Annotated in this window: 16 protein-coding genes; 13 read left to right on the top strand and 3 right to left on the bottom strand. The window is 45.2% G+C overall.

Annotated elements, in window-relative coordinates; all coding sequences use genetic code 11:
• The first annotated feature begins 59 nt into the window (after positions 1 to 59).
• The 9 genes from ACOIT5_RS19130 (at position 60) to ACOIT5_RS19090 (ending at position 12451) form a co-directional block, all read left to right on the top strand.
• Positions 60 to 944, top strand: coding sequence for a tetratricopeptide repeat protein (locus ACOIT5_RS19130; protein ID WP_423127774.1), 885 nt, complete (start codon positions 60 to 62; stop codon positions 942 to 944).
• Between the two features lie 338 nt (positions 945 to 1282).
• On the top strand, positions 1283 to 2641 hold the full coding sequence (locus ACOIT5_RS19125; RefSeq protein WP_423127773.1) for a sulfatase: 1359 nt from the start codon (positions 1283 to 1285) through the stop codon (positions 2639 to 2641).
• A 53-nt stretch (positions 2642 to 2694) separates the two neighbouring features.
• Positions 2695 to 4380: an exo-alpha-sialidase gene (locus tag ACOIT5_RS19120; RefSeq protein ID WP_423127772.1), complete on the top strand. Its 1686-nt coding sequence runs from the start codon at positions 2695 to 2697 to the stop codon at positions 4378 to 4380.
• Positions 4381 to 4413: 33 nt separating this feature from the next.
• A complete protein-coding gene (locus tag ACOIT5_RS19115) occupies positions 4414 to 5742 on the top strand; it encodes a sialidase family protein (protein ID WP_423127771.1) in 1329 nt (442 codons plus the stop codon).
• Positions 5743 to 5744: 2 nt separating this feature from the next.
• Entirely contained in the window at positions 5745 to 7160 is a 1416-nt protein-coding gene (locus ACOIT5_RS19110; protein WP_423127770.1) for a sulfatase, read from the top strand.
• 11 nt (positions 7161 to 7171) lie between these two features.
• The gene (locus ACOIT5_RS19105) at positions 7172 to 8113 is read left to right on the top strand and encodes a dihydrodipicolinate synthase family protein (protein ID WP_423127769.1); all 942 of its coding nucleotides are present in this window, start codon (positions 7172 to 7174) and stop codon (positions 8111 to 8113) included.
• Positions 8114 to 8264: 151 nt separating this feature from the next.
• Positions 8265 to 9035, top strand: a complete 771-nt coding sequence (locus tag ACOIT5_RS19100) for a threonine/serine ThrE exporter family protein (RefSeq protein ID WP_423127768.1) — start codon at positions 8265 to 8267, stop codon at positions 9033 to 9035.
• A 43-nt stretch (positions 9036 to 9078) separates the two neighbouring features.
• Positions 9079 to 9588: a threonine/serine exporter family protein gene (locus ACOIT5_RS19095; RefSeq protein ID WP_423127767.1), complete on the top strand. Its 510-nt coding sequence runs from the start codon at positions 9079 to 9081 to the stop codon at positions 9586 to 9588.
• 58 nt (positions 9589 to 9646) lie between these two features.
• Complete coding sequence (locus tag ACOIT5_RS19090) at positions 9647 to 12451, top strand: alpha/beta hydrolase family protein (protein WP_423127766.1); 2805 nt, start codon at positions 9647 to 9649, stop codon at positions 12449 to 12451.
• Between the two features lie 81 nt (positions 12452 to 12532).
• Here ACOIT5_RS19090 and ACOIT5_RS19085 read toward each other — a convergent pair whose 3' ends face one another.
• Positions 12533 to 13900, bottom strand: coding sequence for an alpha-L-fucosidase (locus tag ACOIT5_RS19085; RefSeq protein WP_423127765.1), 1368 nt, complete (start codon positions 13898 to 13900; stop codon positions 12533 to 12535).
• A gap of 257 nt (positions 13901 to 14157) precedes the next feature.
• On the opposite strand from ACOIT5_RS19085, the gene ACOIT5_RS19080 reads away from it, so the two are divergent.
• Both ACOIT5_RS19080 and ACOIT5_RS19075 read left to right on the top strand, forming a co-directional pair.
• The gene (locus tag ACOIT5_RS19080; protein WP_423127764.1) at positions 14158 to 15117 is read left to right on the top strand and encodes a sensor histidine kinase; all 960 of its coding nucleotides are present in this window, start codon (positions 14158 to 14160) and stop codon (positions 15115 to 15117) included.
• Positions 15110 to 15760: a response regulator gene (locus ACOIT5_RS19075; protein WP_423127763.1), complete on the top strand. Its 651-nt coding sequence runs from the start codon at positions 15110 to 15112 to the stop codon at positions 15758 to 15760. The genes ACOIT5_RS19080 and ACOIT5_RS19075 overlap by 8 nt, the downstream gene beginning before the upstream one ends.
• A 5-nt stretch (positions 15761 to 15765) precedes the next feature.
• On the opposite strand, the gene ACOIT5_RS19070 is transcribed toward ACOIT5_RS19075, so the two are convergent.
• Positions 15766 to 16851: a response regulator gene (locus ACOIT5_RS19070; protein ID WP_423127762.1), complete on the bottom strand. Its 1086-nt coding sequence runs from the start codon at positions 16849 to 16851 to the stop codon at positions 15766 to 15768.
• The gene (locus ACOIT5_RS19065; protein WP_423127761.1) at positions 16848 to 17570 is read right to left on the bottom strand and encodes a sensor histidine kinase; all 723 of its coding nucleotides are present in this window, start codon (positions 17568 to 17570) and stop codon (positions 16848 to 16850) included. Before ACOIT5_RS19065 ends, ACOIT5_RS19070 begins: the two co-directional genes overlap by 4 nt.
• An 85-nt stretch (positions 17571 to 17655) precedes the next feature.
• Between ACOIT5_RS19065 and kdsA the strand changes: the two genes are divergently transcribed.
• Positions 17656 to 18462 (top strand): 3-deoxy-8-phosphooctulonate synthase, encoded by an 807-nt coding sequence (gene kdsA / locus ACOIT5_RS19060; RefSeq protein WP_423127760.1) that lies wholly within the window; start codon positions 17656 to 17658, stop codon positions 18460 to 18462.
• 23 nt (positions 18463 to 18485) lie between these two features.
• Positions 18486 to 18896 carry a Dabb family protein gene (locus tag ACOIT5_RS19055; RefSeq protein ID WP_423127759.1) on the top strand — a complete coding sequence of 137 codons (411 nt, stop codon included), beginning with the start codon at positions 18486 to 18488 and terminating at the stop codon, positions 18894 to 18896.
• Positions 18897 to 18903: the final 7 nt, after the last annotated feature.

Here is an 18903-nt window from a genome sequence, read left to right as displayed (position 1 = left end):
GATTTTTTCTGCATCCGACTGCAGGCCTGAAAAGTAAAAACTCTAAAACTGTTTGAAAGATGATGAAGAAACTGGCATTTGGCTGTTACGCGAAAGTTTTATGCTATGTAATATTCCTGCTGTTACTCATCGGATCAACGGATGCTTGCCGGTCACAATCCATTGACCACAGACTGTCGAAAGCAAATAGCCTGTTTTTTGAAAAGGATTATACCAATGCCTTGCCGGCATACAATCAACTGTTAACTGAACTGACAGACAGCGTCGATCTTTCCAACCTGTATTGTTATGCAGCGATTTGTTCGGAAAAACTGAAAGATACCATTCAGGCATATGGGTATTACAAAAATGCAGTGGCATATCGTTCGGTCCAAATGTCGGTTTACAACAAGTTATATTCATTGGCCGGGAAACGAAACGACATGGCATGTCAGGAATTTGTCTTGCTACAAAAAATAGGAGTTTTTCCTTCGGAACAGAAAGAAAGCCGCAAGAAGCTGGCTTATCTTTATGCTGCTACCCGACAGTATTCAAAACTATTGAAATTAGCTGAACAACTGCTATATGACGAGCCGGCCAATCATGAATACCATTATTTGAAAGGTGTTGCCCTGCAGAATTTCGGTGAAACTGAAATGGCAGAACAAAGCCTGCGAAAAGCGCTTGAAATGAATCCGGACGATTATGCTGCCAATGTGAACCTTGGCCTGCTCTTGTTCAACCGGGCGTCGGCAGCTTTCGATAAAGATCAGGCTGAGTACGAAAAAGTGAACGACCCTACATGGAATGAATACCTGGTTTATCTTCAAAAGATGAAACAGATTAAAGCCATGTACAACGAAGCCGAACCTTATCTTTCAAAAGCCTGTCAGATGAATTGCAATGACTCACTAAAAAGAGCCTTGGAGATTCTGAAGTCCAGGACAGCCGAGATCAAGGGTTAGGAAAAGAAAAATGCAAAAACAACAAATGCTCTCTTAAAAAAGAAGGGGACAGCGACTTCCCCTTCTCATGCAAAAACTAACAATGCTTAGTATTTATTAACTAAACACTTTTACAAAGATGACGAAAATTTCTTGTATCAGAAACTCATGTTTTTTACAGATTCTCATTTTTTTTATTTTATCCCGAAGTTTAATTTTTGCAAGTAGATGTGCTGATAAATATCTGTTTATTAATTATTTATTTCCATTTTATGTTCAAGAGAAATAAGATATTTGAAGTTAGTTTATTCATTTTTCCTTTTGTATTTTCCTGCCAGCATGGTTCCGTAAGGCAAAAAATGCCCAATGTCCTGTTTATTGCGGTCGACGATTTGCGTCCGACCATCGGTTGTTATGGTGACACCAAAGCGGTAACGCCAAATCTCGATCGGTTGGCTGCACAGGGTGTGGTATTTACAAAAGCCTATTGCCAGCAGGCCGTGTGTAATCCTTCCCGGGCTTCTGTTATGACCGGATTGCGTCCCGATCAGATTCGCGTTACCGACCTCGTGACCCATTTTCGGGATGCTGTTCCCAACGTGCTCACCTTGCCACAGGCGTTTAGCGCAAATGGGTACGAAGCTATCGGGATCGGGAAGATATATCATGGCGGAAAAAAAACACAAGATGAAATATCATGGACGAAACCTTCCAGACTGAATCTGTCTGTTAAAAAGGCAGAATATGCGCTCCCGGAAAATAAAACCGGACAAAAAGCTGCTTCATACGAGTGCGCTGCCGTTGATGACGAAGCTTATGAAGACGGGCAAATTGCCAGGGAAGCTATCCGGCAACTCCGTGAACTGAAACAATCGGATAAACCTTTTTTTCTGGCGGTGGGCTTCAAGAAACCGCACCTCCCGTTTTGTGCGCCCGAGAAATACTGGAACATGTATCATCCTTCAGTTTTCGATAGCCTTTCCGATAGGGGAAAGCCTGTTGGCGCTCCGGATATCGCTTTTCATCATTCACAGGAATTGCGTGGGTATGCCGATATTCCGCAGGAAAGTGAGATTGATTGTACAACGGAAAGAGCGCTGTGGCATGGCTATTATGCCAGCGTCAGTTTTGTGGATGAACAGATTGGAAAGCTGCTCAATACGCTGAAAGAACTAAATCTTGAAAAGAATACGATCATTGTATTATGGGGAGATCACGGCTATCATTTAGGAGAACAGGAGTTGTGGTGCAAATCGACCAATTTTGAACTTGATTGTCGTATCCCCTTAATCATCTCTGCTCCGGGAGTGTCAAAACCCGGATCGAAGTCGGAAGCGTTAGTGGAAGCGGTCGATATTTACCCGACCCTGCTCGATTTGTGCAGCCTGCAACCCCGAAGTGAGCTGGCCGGGATGAGTACAAGACCGGTTCTTGCAAATCCTTCCGTAGAAATTAAAGAGGCCGCCTTCAGCCAGTTTGTTCGTCCCTATGGGGCTTTAATGGGAAAGCCTGTTTCCCACATGGGATATTCTGTAAGGACTAAAGACTGGCGTTACACCGGATGGTACAATGCAAAAAATGATTCACTGGAATTTACCGAGTTGTACCATCTGAAAGAAAACCGGATTGAAAAGAAAAACGATTCCGGAGAGGTGCAATTTTCAGAGATTGAGGCTGATATGCTCCGTCTGCTTGAGGATTATAAAAATGGAAAATAGAAGAAGGTTTGATCCTTTGGTTTTACTTATTAAAAATTGAAAAAAACAAACGTATGAATATCCGATTGATCCCTTTTATTACAGCATTTGTATGGGTGGCTATCTCTCCATTACATGCCTGCACCAACAGCGATAACGTAACGGCTGTTGTGCCGACAGAAAAAACAATCTCAGCCAAAATCAGCAATCTTCAAAAACAAATTCCGGTATTGACTCAGAAAGCGGGATGCACGGTACTTCAGATTCGTGTTCAGGTTGAAAAGCCTTTGGCTTTCACCATTGAAAAAGTAAAGATCGATCTCGGAGGAACAACCGATATCAATGATATTCAAAGTATAAAACTGGTTTACACGGGCGAAGGCCCCTCGTCAACCCAACGCCAGTTTGGGGAAACTTCTATGCCGGCGTCTTCAGTGGTATTTAGTGACAAACTTTTAGTCTCAAAACCAACTGCCTGTTTTGAGTTGTTTGTACAATTGAAAGATCACATCAACTTGCTGCACCGGGTCAATGCCTCCTGCATTTCCATTGAAACGGATGCAGGAGTAATCGATAAGATCGAAAAATCGGAGGCAAAAGGCTTGCGGGTCGGAACTGCCCTCCGCCAACACATGGACGACAACGTGCATACTTACCGCATTCCCGGGTTGACGACCACTAACAACGGCACGCTGCTGGCTATCTACGATGTTCGGCGGGAAAGTGCGCGCGACCTTCAGGGTAATATGGATATCGGCATGAACCGCAGCACCGATGGGGGAACCACTTGGGAGCCATTGCAGATTGTACTCGACCGCGGAACCTGGGGTGGTTTGCCGCAAAAATTCAACGGGATCAGCGATGCCTGTATTCTGGTGGATGAAAATACCAACGACATTTTTGTGGCTGGCCTGTGGATGCACGCGGTGCTGGATTCAAACGGAAAATGGATTGAAGGGCTGACGGAAAACTCAACCAACTGGCAGCACCAGTGGAGCGGAAAAGGTTCGCAGCCGGGTTTTGATGAGAAACAAACCTGCCAGTTTCTGATCACTAAAAGTGTCGATGATGGGAAAACCTGGTCGCAACCGCTGAACCTGACACGGATGTGCAAAAAAGAGGAATGGTGGCTCTGGGCTCCAGCACCGGGGCACGGTATTACTTTGAAAGACGGGACGCTTGTTTTTCCGACACAGGGGCGCGATGCTTCCGGGAAATCATTTTCAAATATCACCTGGAGCAAAGATGGCGGCCAAACCTGGCACACCAGCAACCCGGCCAGCACAGGAACTACGGAAAACATGATTGTTCAGTTAAACGATGGTTTCATCATGCTGAATGCCCGGGACGGGAAAAACAAGGGCAACCTTTCTTCCACAAATGGCCGGGTAATCAGTATCACGAACGATTTGGGCGAAAGCTGGGCAGTTCATCCTACCTCAAGAGGGGCGTTGATCGAACCGGCCTGCATGGCCAGTCTGCATAAACACGAGTACACCGAAAACGGACAAAAGAAAAGTATCCTGCTGTTTTCCAATCCCAATTCTAAAACTGACCGAAACAATATGACCATCAAGGTTAGTTTTGACGATGGGGCTACCTGGCCGGAAGAACATTGGATTTTATTGGACGAAGGAAAGGGGAGAGGTTATTCCTGCCTGACTTCTATTGACGAGCAAACCATTGGTATTTTATACGAAGGAAGCCAGGCTGATATGGTTTTTCAGAAAATCGGACTGAACGAATTGATCGGAAAATAAGAAGAGTATGATAGAAATTAAAAAATCGTTTCCGTGAAAGATATTTGTCATATAACGGGTATTTATACCCATTCGGTTTATGTTATTTTAACCTTTTTGTTGTTCACAACCTTTCTGTCTCAGGCAAAAGATCGAAGAAAAACGATTGATCCTGATTTCCAAAAGTCAGTTGTCTGGGAGGCCCGCGAGAACAATGCCGATGGGTACCGCATTCCCGGGATCGTTGTCACGACAAAAGGCACGGCGTTGGCATTTGCCGAAGAACGTCTCCTGTATGGCGATGCCGATCCGAAATCGCTGGTCGTGAAACGAAGCATCGATGACGGCTTTAGTTGGTCCGAATCTATCTATGTTGAGAAATGCGATGGTTCTTTCTGGTCTGAAAATCAGGATCAAATTACCCCATCCGATTCAAAAGAAAAAAAAGAAGTGTGGACCAACATCTGCCCGCTGATTGACCGTGAGACAGGGCGTATTTTTTTCTTTTATGCCTTGAGCGAAGGAAAAGTTGCCGGAAAAAACCTGCAACGCTATACCCGCCTGTTTTACAAAACCAGCGACGACGATGGGTTAAACTGGTCGGAACGGGTGGAGCTTACCAATATGATGAAGGTGAAGGCGGATGGCTTGCCCAATGTGGATAAGAACGGAAAGTTGCGAACCGATGCAAATGGTTTTCCCTGTGATTTTATGGGACGTTCATTTCACATGCCTGGTCCCGGACATGGCATTCAGTTGAGCAACGGGCGTTTGCTGCTCCCGGTGTGGAGCCGCACTGCTTTGGCTGTAGCCGGGAAGGGCGAAATTCCGGTTGAAGAACGAAAATACGGGCTGGGCACCATATACAGCGACGATCATGGAATGAGCTGGAAATTTGGTTCAGCATTCGGACACGATGGGTGGAACATGAATGAGTCGCGGCTGGCCGAACTGAGAAACGGGGATGTTTACATTAACGCACGGTATGTGAACCCTGCTTCGGCGGGCCGGAACAATCAGCGGATCGTGGCCAAAAGCCAGGACGGAGGAGTATACTGGGGTGATATTCATATTGATAAAAATTTTCCACAGAGCAATCCTTGCGACGCCGGTTTGGTTTCACTTGAAAAGGGTAATAACAGGTTATTGTTGTACAGCAAAAACGAATCAACCGATGGACGAAAAAACCTTGTTGTCCGTGTCAGTTTCAACGATGGCAAAAGCTGGCCTGTGGTAAAAGTGGTGGACGAAGGTTCTGCCGGATACAGCGATATGGCCGCGTTGCCCGATCAAACGGTTTTATTGATCTACGAAACCGGAAAAAACAGCCCGGTATATTGTATCCGGTTAAACCCGGATTGGATGAATGAACCAATTAATTAATCATGAAAAAATCAATATGCTGCGTTTTTCTGGCTTCTCCGCTATTTTTTTCCTGTTATGAAAAAAATGAGATACAAAGCAAGCCCAACATCCTGTTTATTACCATCGACGATATGAATGACTGGACAACTGTGTTTGATAAAAACAACCCGGTTAAAACGCCGAACATCGAAAAACTGGCAAAACGCGGGGCATTTTTTACACACGCCTATTGTTCGTCGCCGGCCTGCAACCCGTCGCGGGCGTCGGTGATGACCGGAACCCGGCCTTACAGAACAGGCATTTACGGAAACAGTTCCGACTGGAGGAATGCGCTTCCTAAAACAAAAACCGTTCAACGTTATTTTAAAGAAAACGGCTATTTTGTCTGCGGCTCAGGAAAAATTTTTCATCATCACGACGACTGGGCTTTTCATGACAATGCCTCGTTTCACGAATTTTTGATGATGTCGGTTAATGAGCCGTATCCCGATAAAAAGCTGAATGGTCTGGATGAGTATGGATCAAGAAACACCGATTGGGGACCCTGGCCCGACGATATCCAAAAAACTGCCGATTACCGCACTGCTGAATACGCCATTCAGAAATTACAGCAGAAATTTGATCAGCCATTTTTCCTGAATGTGGGAATTTATAAACCTCATTCGCCGTTTTTTGCGCCTCAGGAATTTTTTGATCGTTATCCGGACGAAACGCTTCAACTGCCTTCGTTATTGGCCGATGACCGGAATGATTTTCCCGGTGGCGCCCATGATTTGCTTAAATCGACTGATTGGTTTTGGGCCGGTATGCAAAAAGCGCTGGATGAAAAACCGGGTGCGTACAGAGATTACGTGCAGGCTTACCAGGCTTGCGCCTCGTTCGCTGATGAAATGATCGGAAGAATCATCGATGCGCTGGCCAAAAGCCCATATCGCGACAACACGATCATCGTACTTTGGTCTGATCATGGCTTTCATTTGGGTGAAAAAGACCATTTTGAAAAGTTTGCCTTGTGGGAGAAAACAACACATATTCCGTTTATCGTTGTTGCTCCCGGAGTAACAAAACCACACATGATCATTGACCAACCGGTGGATATGACCACGATTTACCCTACTCTGGCTGAATTGTGCGGATTGAAGATTCCTCCGCATGTGGATGGTTTTAGTTTAGCGCCCCTGTTGGAAAATCCGGATATGGAAGTTCCGCCGGCATTAATGACCTATATGAAAGGAAACCATGCCGTCAGGACAGAAAGGTGGCGCTACATTCAATATGCTGATGGAAGCGAAGAATTGTACGACCACCTTAACGATCCAAATGAATGGATAAATGTGGCCGGAAAAGACGAAAACAAGGAAATCATTTTTGAATTGAAAAAAATCATTCCGGCGGAAAATGCCGATTTGGTGCCTGATTTAGTTCCAAACCACTAATTCATCAGAAAATGAAATCCTTACAACACCACGAAATCTTTGGCAACTGGGCAACTCTTTTGTTGGCGGCAGATGACTATGAAAACATCGATTTTTCAAGATTAGCCGACGAAATCGATGTGCTGATCGCTTCGCGGCCCAACGGCATCTATTCAAATGGCACAGCCGGCGAATTTTATGCTCAAACCGAAGATGAATTTGACCGGATCAGCCTGATGCTATCGGAAAAATGCGAAAAAGCTGAAATCCCGTATCAGATTGGTGTCAGCCACATGAGCCCGCAAATTTCGCTGGAGCGTTTGAAACGGGTTCGTCACTTACAACCGGGAGCGGTGCAGCTTATTTTGCCCGATTGGTTCCCGGTTACCTTGGACGAAGCAGTCATTTTTTTGCAAAAGATGGCATCAGCAGCAGGTGGCATCAGCTTGGTTTTATATAATCCGCCACATGCAAAAAGTCAACTACAGCCCGAAGAATGGTCAATCCTGAAGAAAAAAATCCCCTCGCTGGCCGGCCTGAAAGTGTTTGATCAGAATGGTGATGCCAATTGGTACCCGGCTATGCGGAAAAACAGCAACGGCCTTTCCTTGTTTATTCCCGGCCACCGGCTGGCGAGCGGAATTCAAAAGGGGGCGCACGGCGCTTATTCCAACATAGCCTGCCTGAACCCTTTTGCCGCACAGCGCTGGTACGAACTGACGCAAACCGACCTGCCGGCAGCTTTGGACCTCGAAAAGCGGATCAATCGGTTTATGAGTGAGCTGATCACGCCATTCATCACCGAACAGCATTATCCCAATCATGCCTGCGACCGGTTGATGGCTTTGGTGGGCGGATGGGCCGATGTGGGTGCAAAGCAACGTTGGCCGTACCGTTCAATTCCCGAATCTTTTGCGGTACAGGTTCGTCAGAAGGCACAAACGTTAATACCTGAATTTTTTACCCGGTATTGATTCAAAGCTGGAATTCCGGAAACTGTCCTTCCTAAACCGGTTTCGCGTTGATGTGTTATAAGAATAGTTTAAATCCGCGTCCAAAGCTGTAAATTTGCTAAACGGGTTTCGAATTTTTTACTTATTTCGCGCCCTTCAAATAAATGAATGTATGACGCGTACTGAGGAAGAAAAGATCAACGAACTTTGTAAGCTGTTACTCGAAATTGGCTCATTGCTTATGATTTCCGGGGCAAATACGGCACGGATCAGGATTACCATTTTACGTATTGCCAGCGCTTACGGCTACAGCGCCGAATTGCTGATTACGCACCGGGCGTTAATGTTAACCCTGTTTGCGGAGGACAAAGATTATTTTTTCAGCAGGTTGAAACGAACGCTGCCACACGGGATAAATTTTAAAACGGTGAGCGGTATCAGCCGGATGAGCTGGAGGATTGTGGAAGAAAAATGGAACCTGCAACAGGTTCAGCAAGAGTTGGATCGGCTTAGGACCTTGCCGCATTATCCGCGTCTGGTAACTTTATCGCTCGTTGGTTTGGCCGGAGCATCGTTTTGTCGTCTTTTTGGCGGCGGGCTTACTGAAATGCTGATTGCTTTTGTGGCCACCTTTATCGGATTGTTTGTCCGTCAGGAAACAGTGAAGCGGGCTTACAATACTTATTTATGTGTGTTTATGGCTGCTTTTGTTTCTTCATTGATTTCCGGTTTGGCCGTATTTCTGAACATTGGAGAACATCCGGATTATGCGTTTGCAACTTCTGTTCTGTACTTAATTCCGGGCGTTCCTTTAATTAATTCCCTGACCGATTTGCTGGATGGCAACATCATGAACGGGGTTGTACGCGGAATAAACGGTTTGATGATCGCTTTTTCGATCGCCTTAGGCCTGTTGGGCGCTATTTTGATTTATAACATTTGATTTGCCGGTAGAAAGAACTCACAATAAGATTGATTATACAGGTATGGAATGGATTGTATTTGTTGAAAAATGGGTTTGGTTGGGCTTTGCGGCTTTAGGTTTCGCTATTTTGTTTAATGTACCGCTTCGCACCCTGTGGCCAGCTTTTGTGCTGGGCGCCTTGGGTGGTGTCTTAAAATTGGTTACTATGAGCCTGGGCGGCGGAATTATCCTGGGTTCATTTCTGGGCGCCGTGTTGATTGGCTTTATGAGTATCGCGGCAGCACATTATAAACATGCGCCGCCAATGGTTTTTGCCATACCCGCGGTGATTCCGATGGTTCCGGGAGCATTTGCCTACCGGATGATGATTGGGATTATTAAGCTCACCGGAGATGTTGATCCGGCCATCTTTGTTGAGTTAATGAACGACACGGTGAATAATGGACTGAAAGCTTTATTTATCCTGCTGTCCCTGTCGCTGGGTGTTTCTGCTCCCATGTTACTTACCCGCAGGGAGTCGGCTAAAGAAATTAAAGTTTCACTGAGAATTGATGAGTTGATTAAAAAATAATTCTTTGCCGGATGTCGAACATGACTTATCTTTAGTCGGATCAAAAAGCCAGATTGATATGAGACGACTACCTTTACTTCTTCTTTTGATGTGTTCGTTGTGCCTGCATGCACAGATCTCCGAAAAGAAAACATTAACAACCAGCGACTTTGCCTCGTGGAATACCATCGACGGTGTGAGCATTTCCAATAATGGCCGATATGTCGGTTACGAATTAAACCCGCAACGGGGAGACGGTAAACTGCTGATTTATCATTCCGGGACCCATCAGACGGATTCAATTCCAAGAGCATTCGGGGCAATTTTTTCTCCGGAAGAGAATTTTGTTGTTTTTAAAATCAAAGCGCCCCTTGATTCGGCGCGAAAGGCTGAACTTCGGAAAGTAAAAAAGGAAGATATGCACCAGGACAGCCTGGGTATCTTCTTCCCGGAAACAAAAAAAACGTACAAGTATCCTAAGCTGAAATCATTTGCTGTTCCGAAAGAAAATGCCGAATGGATTACCTTTCTAACCGGTGAAGAATTTGTAACAAAAGATTCCGTTCTGCAAGCCAGCGAAACTCCCGGGAAAGATAAAACGCCAAAAAATAACGGCGACAAGGTGAAAAATATGATCCTTTTTCATGCAAAAAGCGCAGATACAATCCGGGTCACGGGCGTAAGCGAATTTTATATCCCGAAAGAAGGACAATGTATCGGGTTTATCCGCGAGACCGGCGATTCGGTTAAAACGGCTTCGGTGCACTTATTTGATCCGTTATCGCGTGAAATTCGGACGGTTTTTCAGGCGCAGGGCGAGGCAAAAAAACTGGTTACCGATGACCGGGGAACCCGTTTTGCTTTTTTGTTCTCACCCGATACCACCGAAATAAAAACATTTGTACTGAAGACGGGAAGTTGTAAAAGCGGACTTTTCGATTTTCAGGTGGATAAAAGTACGCAGGGAATACCTATTGGATGGGCTCCATGCGAACACGGGAACCTGTTTTTTTCGGAAGACGGAAGCCGGTTATTTTTGGGCACAGCGCCGCTTCCGGTGCAGGACCCGAAAGATACGCTGACTGCAGAAGAACGGGTTCAGGTGGATGTATGGAGCTGGCACGATTTGGAGCTGCAAAGCCAGCAAAAGGTGAATGTTGAAAAGGAAAAGAAACGCAGTTACCTGGCTGTTGTTTTTCCGGATGATCAGAAATTTATTCAGCTGGCTGACCCGTCAGTTCGCGATATCACCACCACCGGGAAAGGAAATGGCCAATATGCCTTGGGGAAAAATGAATTACCATACAAAAGGGCCTTATCCTGGACCGGAAATTCCAGTGGCGATTACTACGCGGTTGACACCGAAACCGGGGTAAAGCACATAATGGTGCAGAATATGGACCGGGTATGGATATCGCCTCATGGGAAAAATGTAGTCTGGTACAATCCGGCCGACAGTAGCTATTATGCACGTTCCACAAACCCTGAAAGCCAGTCCGTCAACCGGCTTACCAAATCAATACCGCTTGCTTTTTACGATGAACTGAGCGATACCCCGGATGATCCCCAGCCTTATGGTTTGGCTGGATGGGGTAAAGACGACCGGTTTGTATACATCTACGACCGGTACGACATTTGGAAAGTTGATTTAGGCATGACGACTATTCCGGTAAATGTAACCCGTGGCTTCGGACGAAAAATGAATCTGCGTTTTCGTTACCTGAAACTTGATCCGGAAGAAAATTTTATTGATCCTGAAAAAACGACCATTGCGGCTTCATTTGATGAGAACACCAAAGCCTCGGGCTTTTTCACGGTTGATTTTAAAAAATTTCAGGAACCCCGGTTGCTGCTTGACGGAAGTTATAAATTCGGAATACCGCAGAAAGCAAAAAACCAGGAAAAGATCGTATATACCAGGGAAAGCTGTGTCGAATTTCCTGACCTCTGGCTGAACAACCTGCGGTTTGAAAAACCAATAAAAATATCGGATGCCAATCCTCAGCAAAAAGAATACAATTGGGTGGATGTCATGCTGGTAAAATGGACTTCTTTTTCGGGCGAGAAGATGGAAGGTCTCCTGTATATTCCTGAAAATTTTTCATCCCGGAATACCTACCCGATGATCGTGTATTTCTATGAACGGAATTCCGATCATAAGTTTGCACACTCAATCCCTTCGCCCAGCCGATCTGTGGTTAATAAAACGTTTTACGCCAGCAACGGGTATCTGATTTTTGTTCCCGACATTGTTTATAAAAACGGTTATCCAGGCCAAAGCGCGTATGAAGCAATTGTCAGCGGAACACAATACCTGATAAATAATTATCCTTTTATTGACGGGAAAAAGATTGGTTTGCAGGGACAAAGCTGGGGAGGCTACCAGACAGCCTACTTGATTACGCAAACGGAATTGTATGCCGCAGCAATGGCCGGCGCTCCGGTTAGCAATATGATCAGCGCGTACGGAGGTATTCGCTGGGAAAGCGGAATGTCGCGCATGTATCAGTACGAGCGGAAACAAAGCCGTATTGGCGGGACATTCTGGGATAAACCGATGCAGTACATCGAAAATTCGCCCTTATTTTACGCGCCAAAAGTGAAAACTCCGCTGCTGATTATGCATAACGATAACGACGGGGCAGTGCCCTGGTACCAGGGAATCGAGCTGTTTACAGCCCTTCGCCGGCTGGACAAACCGGTTTGGATGTTAACCTACAACAATGAGCAGCACAATTTGAAAAAAGAAAGTTGGGGAAACCGCATGGACCTGGATATTCGCATGAAGGGCTTTTTTGATCATTACCTGAAAGACAAGCCAATGCCTTTGTGGATGAAAAATGGAGTGCCGGCCAAAGATAAGGGTAAAGAAACGGGGTATTAACCAAAATACGGAAAAAGGCTCAGGCAACAGATTTTAGCAAGGATCGTGCCTGAGCCTTTTCGCTGATCGCCGATTTGTTTTTTATTCGAGGATCAGTTCAATCACCGGAATCTCCACCTTTGGCTTTACAACCGGAAGACTCAGGTTCAGGTCATTCTCAAATCCTTCTTCTCTCATCCCGTGTCCGTAGCGGCTGGTTATTTTAATTTCGGAGGCGTCGTGAAGAAATTGGGCGTATTTCACTTTTCCCTTGTACCCGGGCAAGGTAAAGTTTTGCAAGGGATAGTCGAGTAAATGCACATAAAGCCGTTTGGTTTTCGGATTGTATGTCAGCAGGCTGTGTTCAGGGACGGCATAAGTTGCCGGCGCCTCAGTGCATCCGTAAATCGAGCGGCTATTATATGTCATCCATTTACCCATTGACTCCAGTGCAGCATTGGCCCGGTGATCGAATACGCCGCGGGCCGTTGGTCCGACATTCAGCAGCAGGTTTCCGCCCTTGCTAACCGACTCGATCAGCAGAACCAGCAACTGTTTGGTGTCTTTCCACGAGGTTTCGTCGCGGTAGTAACCCCACGATCCGCTGAAGGTCTGACAGGTTTCCCACGGAACCCGTTTGCCGTTCACTTCAGGCCATTTGGACACTTTATATTGTTCGGGGGTTGTAAAATCCCAACCGTCTTCGTAATCTTTCAGATCGAGACGGTCATTGATCAGGATGTTGGGTTGAAGCCCGCGAACCATCGCCAGCAGCTTTTTCGAATCCCAGTCGACATGTCCCTTCCCGTTTTCACCGGGATATGAAAAATCAAGCCAGAGAATATCAATTTTTCCGTAATTGGTCAGGATTTCGCGAACCTGGTTGTGAAGGTATTCGCGGTATTTAGCCATGTCGCGGTTTTTATTAAGTTCGGCATGTTGCGCCGGGTCGTTTGTCCGTTGCGGGTGGACCCGGTCGACGGTAAAATGCGGATGATGCCAGTCGATCAGCGAATAATAAAAACCGATTCCCAGCCCTTCCGCACGAAATGCTTCCACAAACTCTTTGATGAGGTCGCGGCCAGCGGGTGTGTTGGTGGCTTTGTAGTCGGTATATTTCGAATCGAACAGACAAAAACCTTCATGGTGTTTGGTGGTGATTACCGCATATTTCATCCCGGCTTCTTTGGCTTTTTTAGCCCATTCGCGTGGATTATACAAATCAGGATTAAAGTATTCGAAATATTTTTGGTAGTCGGCATCCGTGAGCTGTTCCCGGTTTTTGACCCATTCGTGCCGGGCGGGCAATGCATACAGCCCCCAGTGAATAAACATGCCGAAACGATCGTTGGTCCACTGGGCCATTCGTTCGGTTTTTTGAGCGTCGGTTTCCTTACCCAGTTTCCCCGATTGAGCAAACAAAAGAGTAGTTGCTGAAATCAGCATCAATAACATAACGGCTTTTTTCATTTTACTTGATTTAGGTTGATGTTTGCAGTCGATATCTTCTGTATGGATATCAGTACATTGCCAAAGATAAAAAAGTCGATTGATATGACGACCGGAAGAGAGATAAAACCGCAACAGATATTCAGACTGAACTCATTTTTCAGCCCGGGAATGCCTTATGCTACAAGTTGCAGCCGGGGTCATGTGTTTCCGGTGATGATTTGGCGGGATTGCCGGTTTTGCTTTGTATATTTGTATGAAAGCAAAAATTTAACAAAATGGTACTTCAGGTATTACTCGTTATTTCGATCATCTTACAGTTATTTGCCGTTGGGGTCGCCATCAAACTGACCAAAGTGACCAAATACAATTTTTCGTGGATCCTGCTGACCATTGGTTTTATCCTGATGGCTATCAGTCGTTTGGTTGAGTTTCTGCCCTACATCAGCAATTTTGAACCGCAGGAACTGGGCGAGGTTATGGTATGGTTTGGCGTGGTCATTTCACTCACCTTTGCCATTGGCGTGTTTATGATCCAGCGGATATTTAAGTATATGAAACGCGTTGAAGATTCGCGGCGTTTAACGGAAAAAATGTTTCTGAACACCATTATCCAAACCGAAGAAAAAGAACGTAAACGCTTTGCCAAAGACCTGCACGATGGACTGGGGCCTTTATTATCGACTGTGAAAATGTCGGTTTCGTCGCTGGCCCAACTTGAACACGACAAAGCCTCGGATGAAATTGTCCGCAACACCGAGATGGTGATTAATGAAGCCATCAAATCATTAAAAGAAATTTCGGACAACCTGAGTCCGCATGTACTGGATAATTTTGGCCTGTTACGGGCTCTTCGCAGTTTTTCGAATAAAATTAATGCAACAAAAGCCATCCGGATCAAACTGGATTCGAACCTGGGAGATGAGCGCTTTGATACCAATGTGGAGGTAGTGCTTTACCGGGTTGTATGCGAATTAATTAACAATACAATTAAACATGCCCGGGCAAAAAAAATTGAAATCAGTTTGATCAAAGTTGAAAAAAACCTTACCATTGTGTATAAAGACAACGGGAAAGGTTTTAATCCGAATAAGTTGCTGAGCCAAACCGCCAACGAAGGTATGGGGTTCTCAAATATTTTTTCACGCATCAACTCGCTGAAAGGTGAAATCAATGTGGAAAGCGGGCCCGGAATGGGAACCATCGTCGTCATAAAAGTAAAAACGGAAGATGAATAATGAAATCCGAAAGATTATCCTGGTGGATGATCATACCTTATTTCGAAACGGACTGCGAATTTTGCTAAACAGTTTGAACGGTTACCAGGTTGCCGGAGAAGCGGCTAACGGACAGGAATTTATCGACTTGCTCGAAACAACGCCGGTTGATGTTGTTTTGCTTGATATTGACATGCCGGTAATGGACGGAATTGAAGCTGCCAGGAAGGCTATCCAGAAGTATCCCGAGCTGAAGATCATCACCTTGTCGATGTATGGTGAAGAGGATTATTATTATAAAATGGTCGATGCGGGAGTGAAAGGATTTTTACTGAAGAATTCGGACATGAATGAGGTGAAAAATGCCTTGAGCACCGTGTACGAAGGAGGCAATTACTTTTCGTCTGAACTGCTGCAAACCCTGGTAAACAGCCTGCGTTCCAGTTCGAGAAGCAAAGTGCCGCAATCTGATCTCTCGGAACGTGAAATTGAAATTCTCATCTTAATCTGCCAGGGCTTGTCAAACCAGGAAATTGCCGACCAGCTTTTTATTTCAAAACGCACCGTCGATAAGCACCGGGCGAATATCCTTGAAAAAAGCGAGTGTAAAAACACGGCCCAACTGGTAATGTATGCCATTAAAAACCAGCTGGTTGAAATATAATCTACTCACAGGTTAATGAGATCGTGTTTCAACGCGTAAATAATGACTTCAACAATATTTTTCGAACCGGTTTTTTCCATTAAGCTGGCCCGGTGTTTTTCCACCGTCCGGTCGGAAATTCCCAATTCGTCGGCAATAATTTTTATGGGCAGCCCTTTGCACGATAATTTCAATACCTCCACTTCGCGTTTCGAAAAAATATTTTTTTCTCCGTTTCCGTTGTGTTGTTTTGAATCAACCGTTTTCAGATCAAACGCTTTTTGCAGTTTCCGGGCAAGCTCGCCGCTTACATCGACTTTTTCTTCCGACAGAATGCTCACCAGGCGGTTATATTCAGACTTATCGGCCGGTTTGTTGATTTCTGCCGGGGCCAGCAGCCCGATCATGAGGGTGAACCCTTTATATTTTTGACTGCCGGTAACATAGAGTTTACATTCATCGATCGTCCGACGGGCATTGATCAGTTGAATTTGTTCGTCAAAGCCTTTCAGTAAACCGGTAGAGCATTTTAAAACCTTATTTTGAATGGACTCGAAGGTTTTCGCATCAACCAGGTCTTTAAATGAGATGATTTTCAGGTCATCAGGTGCGATACCTGTCATGTGGGTGAATGCCTGGTTGATCTCATAAATTGTTTCGCCGTCAAACAGGAAGATCCCATTGGGAGACAGTTCAACCAAGGCCCGGTAATTTTTTTCTCCCATGTCAACCAGTTTTTCGTATTTCGATAAACGGACTTTGATCGATTTCAGCAGATCGTCGTTGCTAAAAGGCTTAACGATGTAATCGTCCACTCCCAGTTCCATTCCCATACGAATTTCGTCCAGGTCGGATTTGCCGGTAATATAAATAAACGGAATTTTATTTGTTACGGCACTGTCATTTAATATATTATACACCTGATAGCCGTCGACTGGACTCATGTTGATGTCGCATAAAATCAGATCGGGTGAAAATTCATAGGTTTTTTGAATTCCTTCGGAACCGCTGTTCGCGATCTCCGTTTCATAACCATTTACCGCCAGCACATTTTTGAGGGTTTTCGATAACAACAAGTCATCCTCAATGATCAGGATTTTCTTAGTGCTCATTGGTTAAGAATTTTGATTTTGACACTGGAGCCTTCATCCAACTCACTTGAAATCTCAATTTCTCCGTGCAGGGCATCAATGCACTTTTTCACAATTGCCATGCCTAAACCGCAGCCAGTAATCATTTTAGCATTTCTCGACCGTTTAAATGGTTCGAGGATCCACGCAAGTTCATCTTCCGGTATCCCGATGCCGTGGTCTTCCACTTCAACAATCAATTCGGTATCGGTGGTAAATGCCCTCAAATTCACTGTTTCAGACGAAAATTTGAGCGCGTTATCAATCAAGTTTAAAAGAATCTTTTCCAACAATTGTTTGTCGGTATTAAACGAATGATGCCGGAAGCTGGTCTCCAGTTGAATCCGGTTCCGGTTAAATTCTGAGATGCTCATTTTTTTAGTGAAATCGATAAAAAATTCTTCCAGATCTACCGGTCCGGTGCTCACTTCCAATTCCCCTTTATACGAAACATTTAAAAAGTGAATGTCGTCGATAAAGCCGCTGATTGACTCAATCGCCTCTTCGCACAGCAAAAAAGTCTCTTTAACAATGCTTTCGTCGAGCTGATAACTGAATTTTTTCAGCAACTGAACATTCGAACTGATAATAGCAAGCGGGGTCCTCAGCTCGTGCGAAACTGAACTGATTAATTGACGTTCGGGCTCAAGCTCCGACGAGTTGGTACCTGAGTAGTAAATCGTTGGTAAAGTGTCTTTCAATTTCCCTGTATTCTAATCTTTATAAAACCATCTTCGGTACAATTTACAACAATTAACTTGTATCTTCGTCAAAAAAATTAAAGAGATGATTCCTAAAATAAAATTTGCCGGCGAAAATTTCATTTTACTGGCCGGACCCTGTGTGATTGAAGGCGAAGATATGGCTTTCGCGATAGCCGAAAAAATTTGTCAGATCAGTGAAAAACTGCATCTTCCTTTTGTGTTTAAAGGGTCGTACAAAAAGGCTAACCGCTCGCGCCTGGATTCGTTTACCGGCATCGGCGATGTGAGATCGCTGGAGATCCTCAGGGCAGTCGGCGAGAAGTTTGGAGTCCCGGTGGTGACTGATATTCATTCGGCGGCAGAAGCTGAGCTGGCCGCAAACTATGTGGATATATTGCAAATCCCGGCTTTTTTGTGCCGTCAGACCGATTTACTGATTGCGGCTGCCGAAACCGGAAAAGTTGTGAACATTAAAAAAGGGCAGTTCCTGGCGCCCGATTCGATGCAGTTTGCTGTCAGCAAAGTTCGCGAAAGCGGCAACCGGCAGGTGATGATTACAGAGCGGGGAACCACGTTCGGTTATCAGGACTTGGTAGTTGACTACCGGGGAATTCCGGAGATGAAAAAAAACAATTGCCCGGTTATTTTAGACATTACCCATTCGTTGCAACAACCCAACCAAAGCAGCGGAGTTACCGGCGGGCGACCCGAATTGATCGAAACCATCGCACGTGCCGGTATTGCTGTGGGCGCCGACGGTATTTTCATTGAGACCCATCCCAACCCGGCGGTGGCAAAATCGGACGGCGCCAATATGCTTCGGCTGGATTTGTTGGAGGGGCTTTTAACAAAACTCGTTAAACTAAAACAAACCGTTGATTCGTTGTAATTAATCCTCAAAACAATAGAAAGATGAAAAACCGACGACATTTTTTCAGACAAGCCCTGGCCGGAGCCGGTTTCCTTGGATTGTCATTTTTAACGAAGAGGACCAATGCCGCCGAACTCAAAATAAAGCTGGAGAGCGGTTTTGTCCATCATGTTTTTTTCTGGCTGAAGAACCCTGATAACGAAGCCGATTGTAAACGCATGGAAGAAGGATTGAAGCTATTGGTTACAATTCCTGAGATTAAGATGAGTCATGTAGGTAAGGCGGTTGAATCTCCGCGCGAGGTTGTCGACGATTCGTTCAGTTATTCCTATCTGGCCGTTTTCGACAGTAAAGCCGATCAGGATCGTTACCAGGTTCACCCAACCCACCTGAAGTTTGTGGAGGAGTACGGTGATTTATGGGAAAAAGTGATCGTTTACGATGCCATGTAATCCGGAT

It is taken from the genome of Gaoshiqia hydrogeniformans (assembly GCF_049347105.1).
Lineage (GTDB): Bacteria > Bacteroidota > Bacteroidia > Bacteroidales > Prolixibacteraceae > Gaoshiqia > Gaoshiqia hydrogeniformans.
This window is presented reverse-complemented; position numbering and strand designations above follow the sequence as displayed.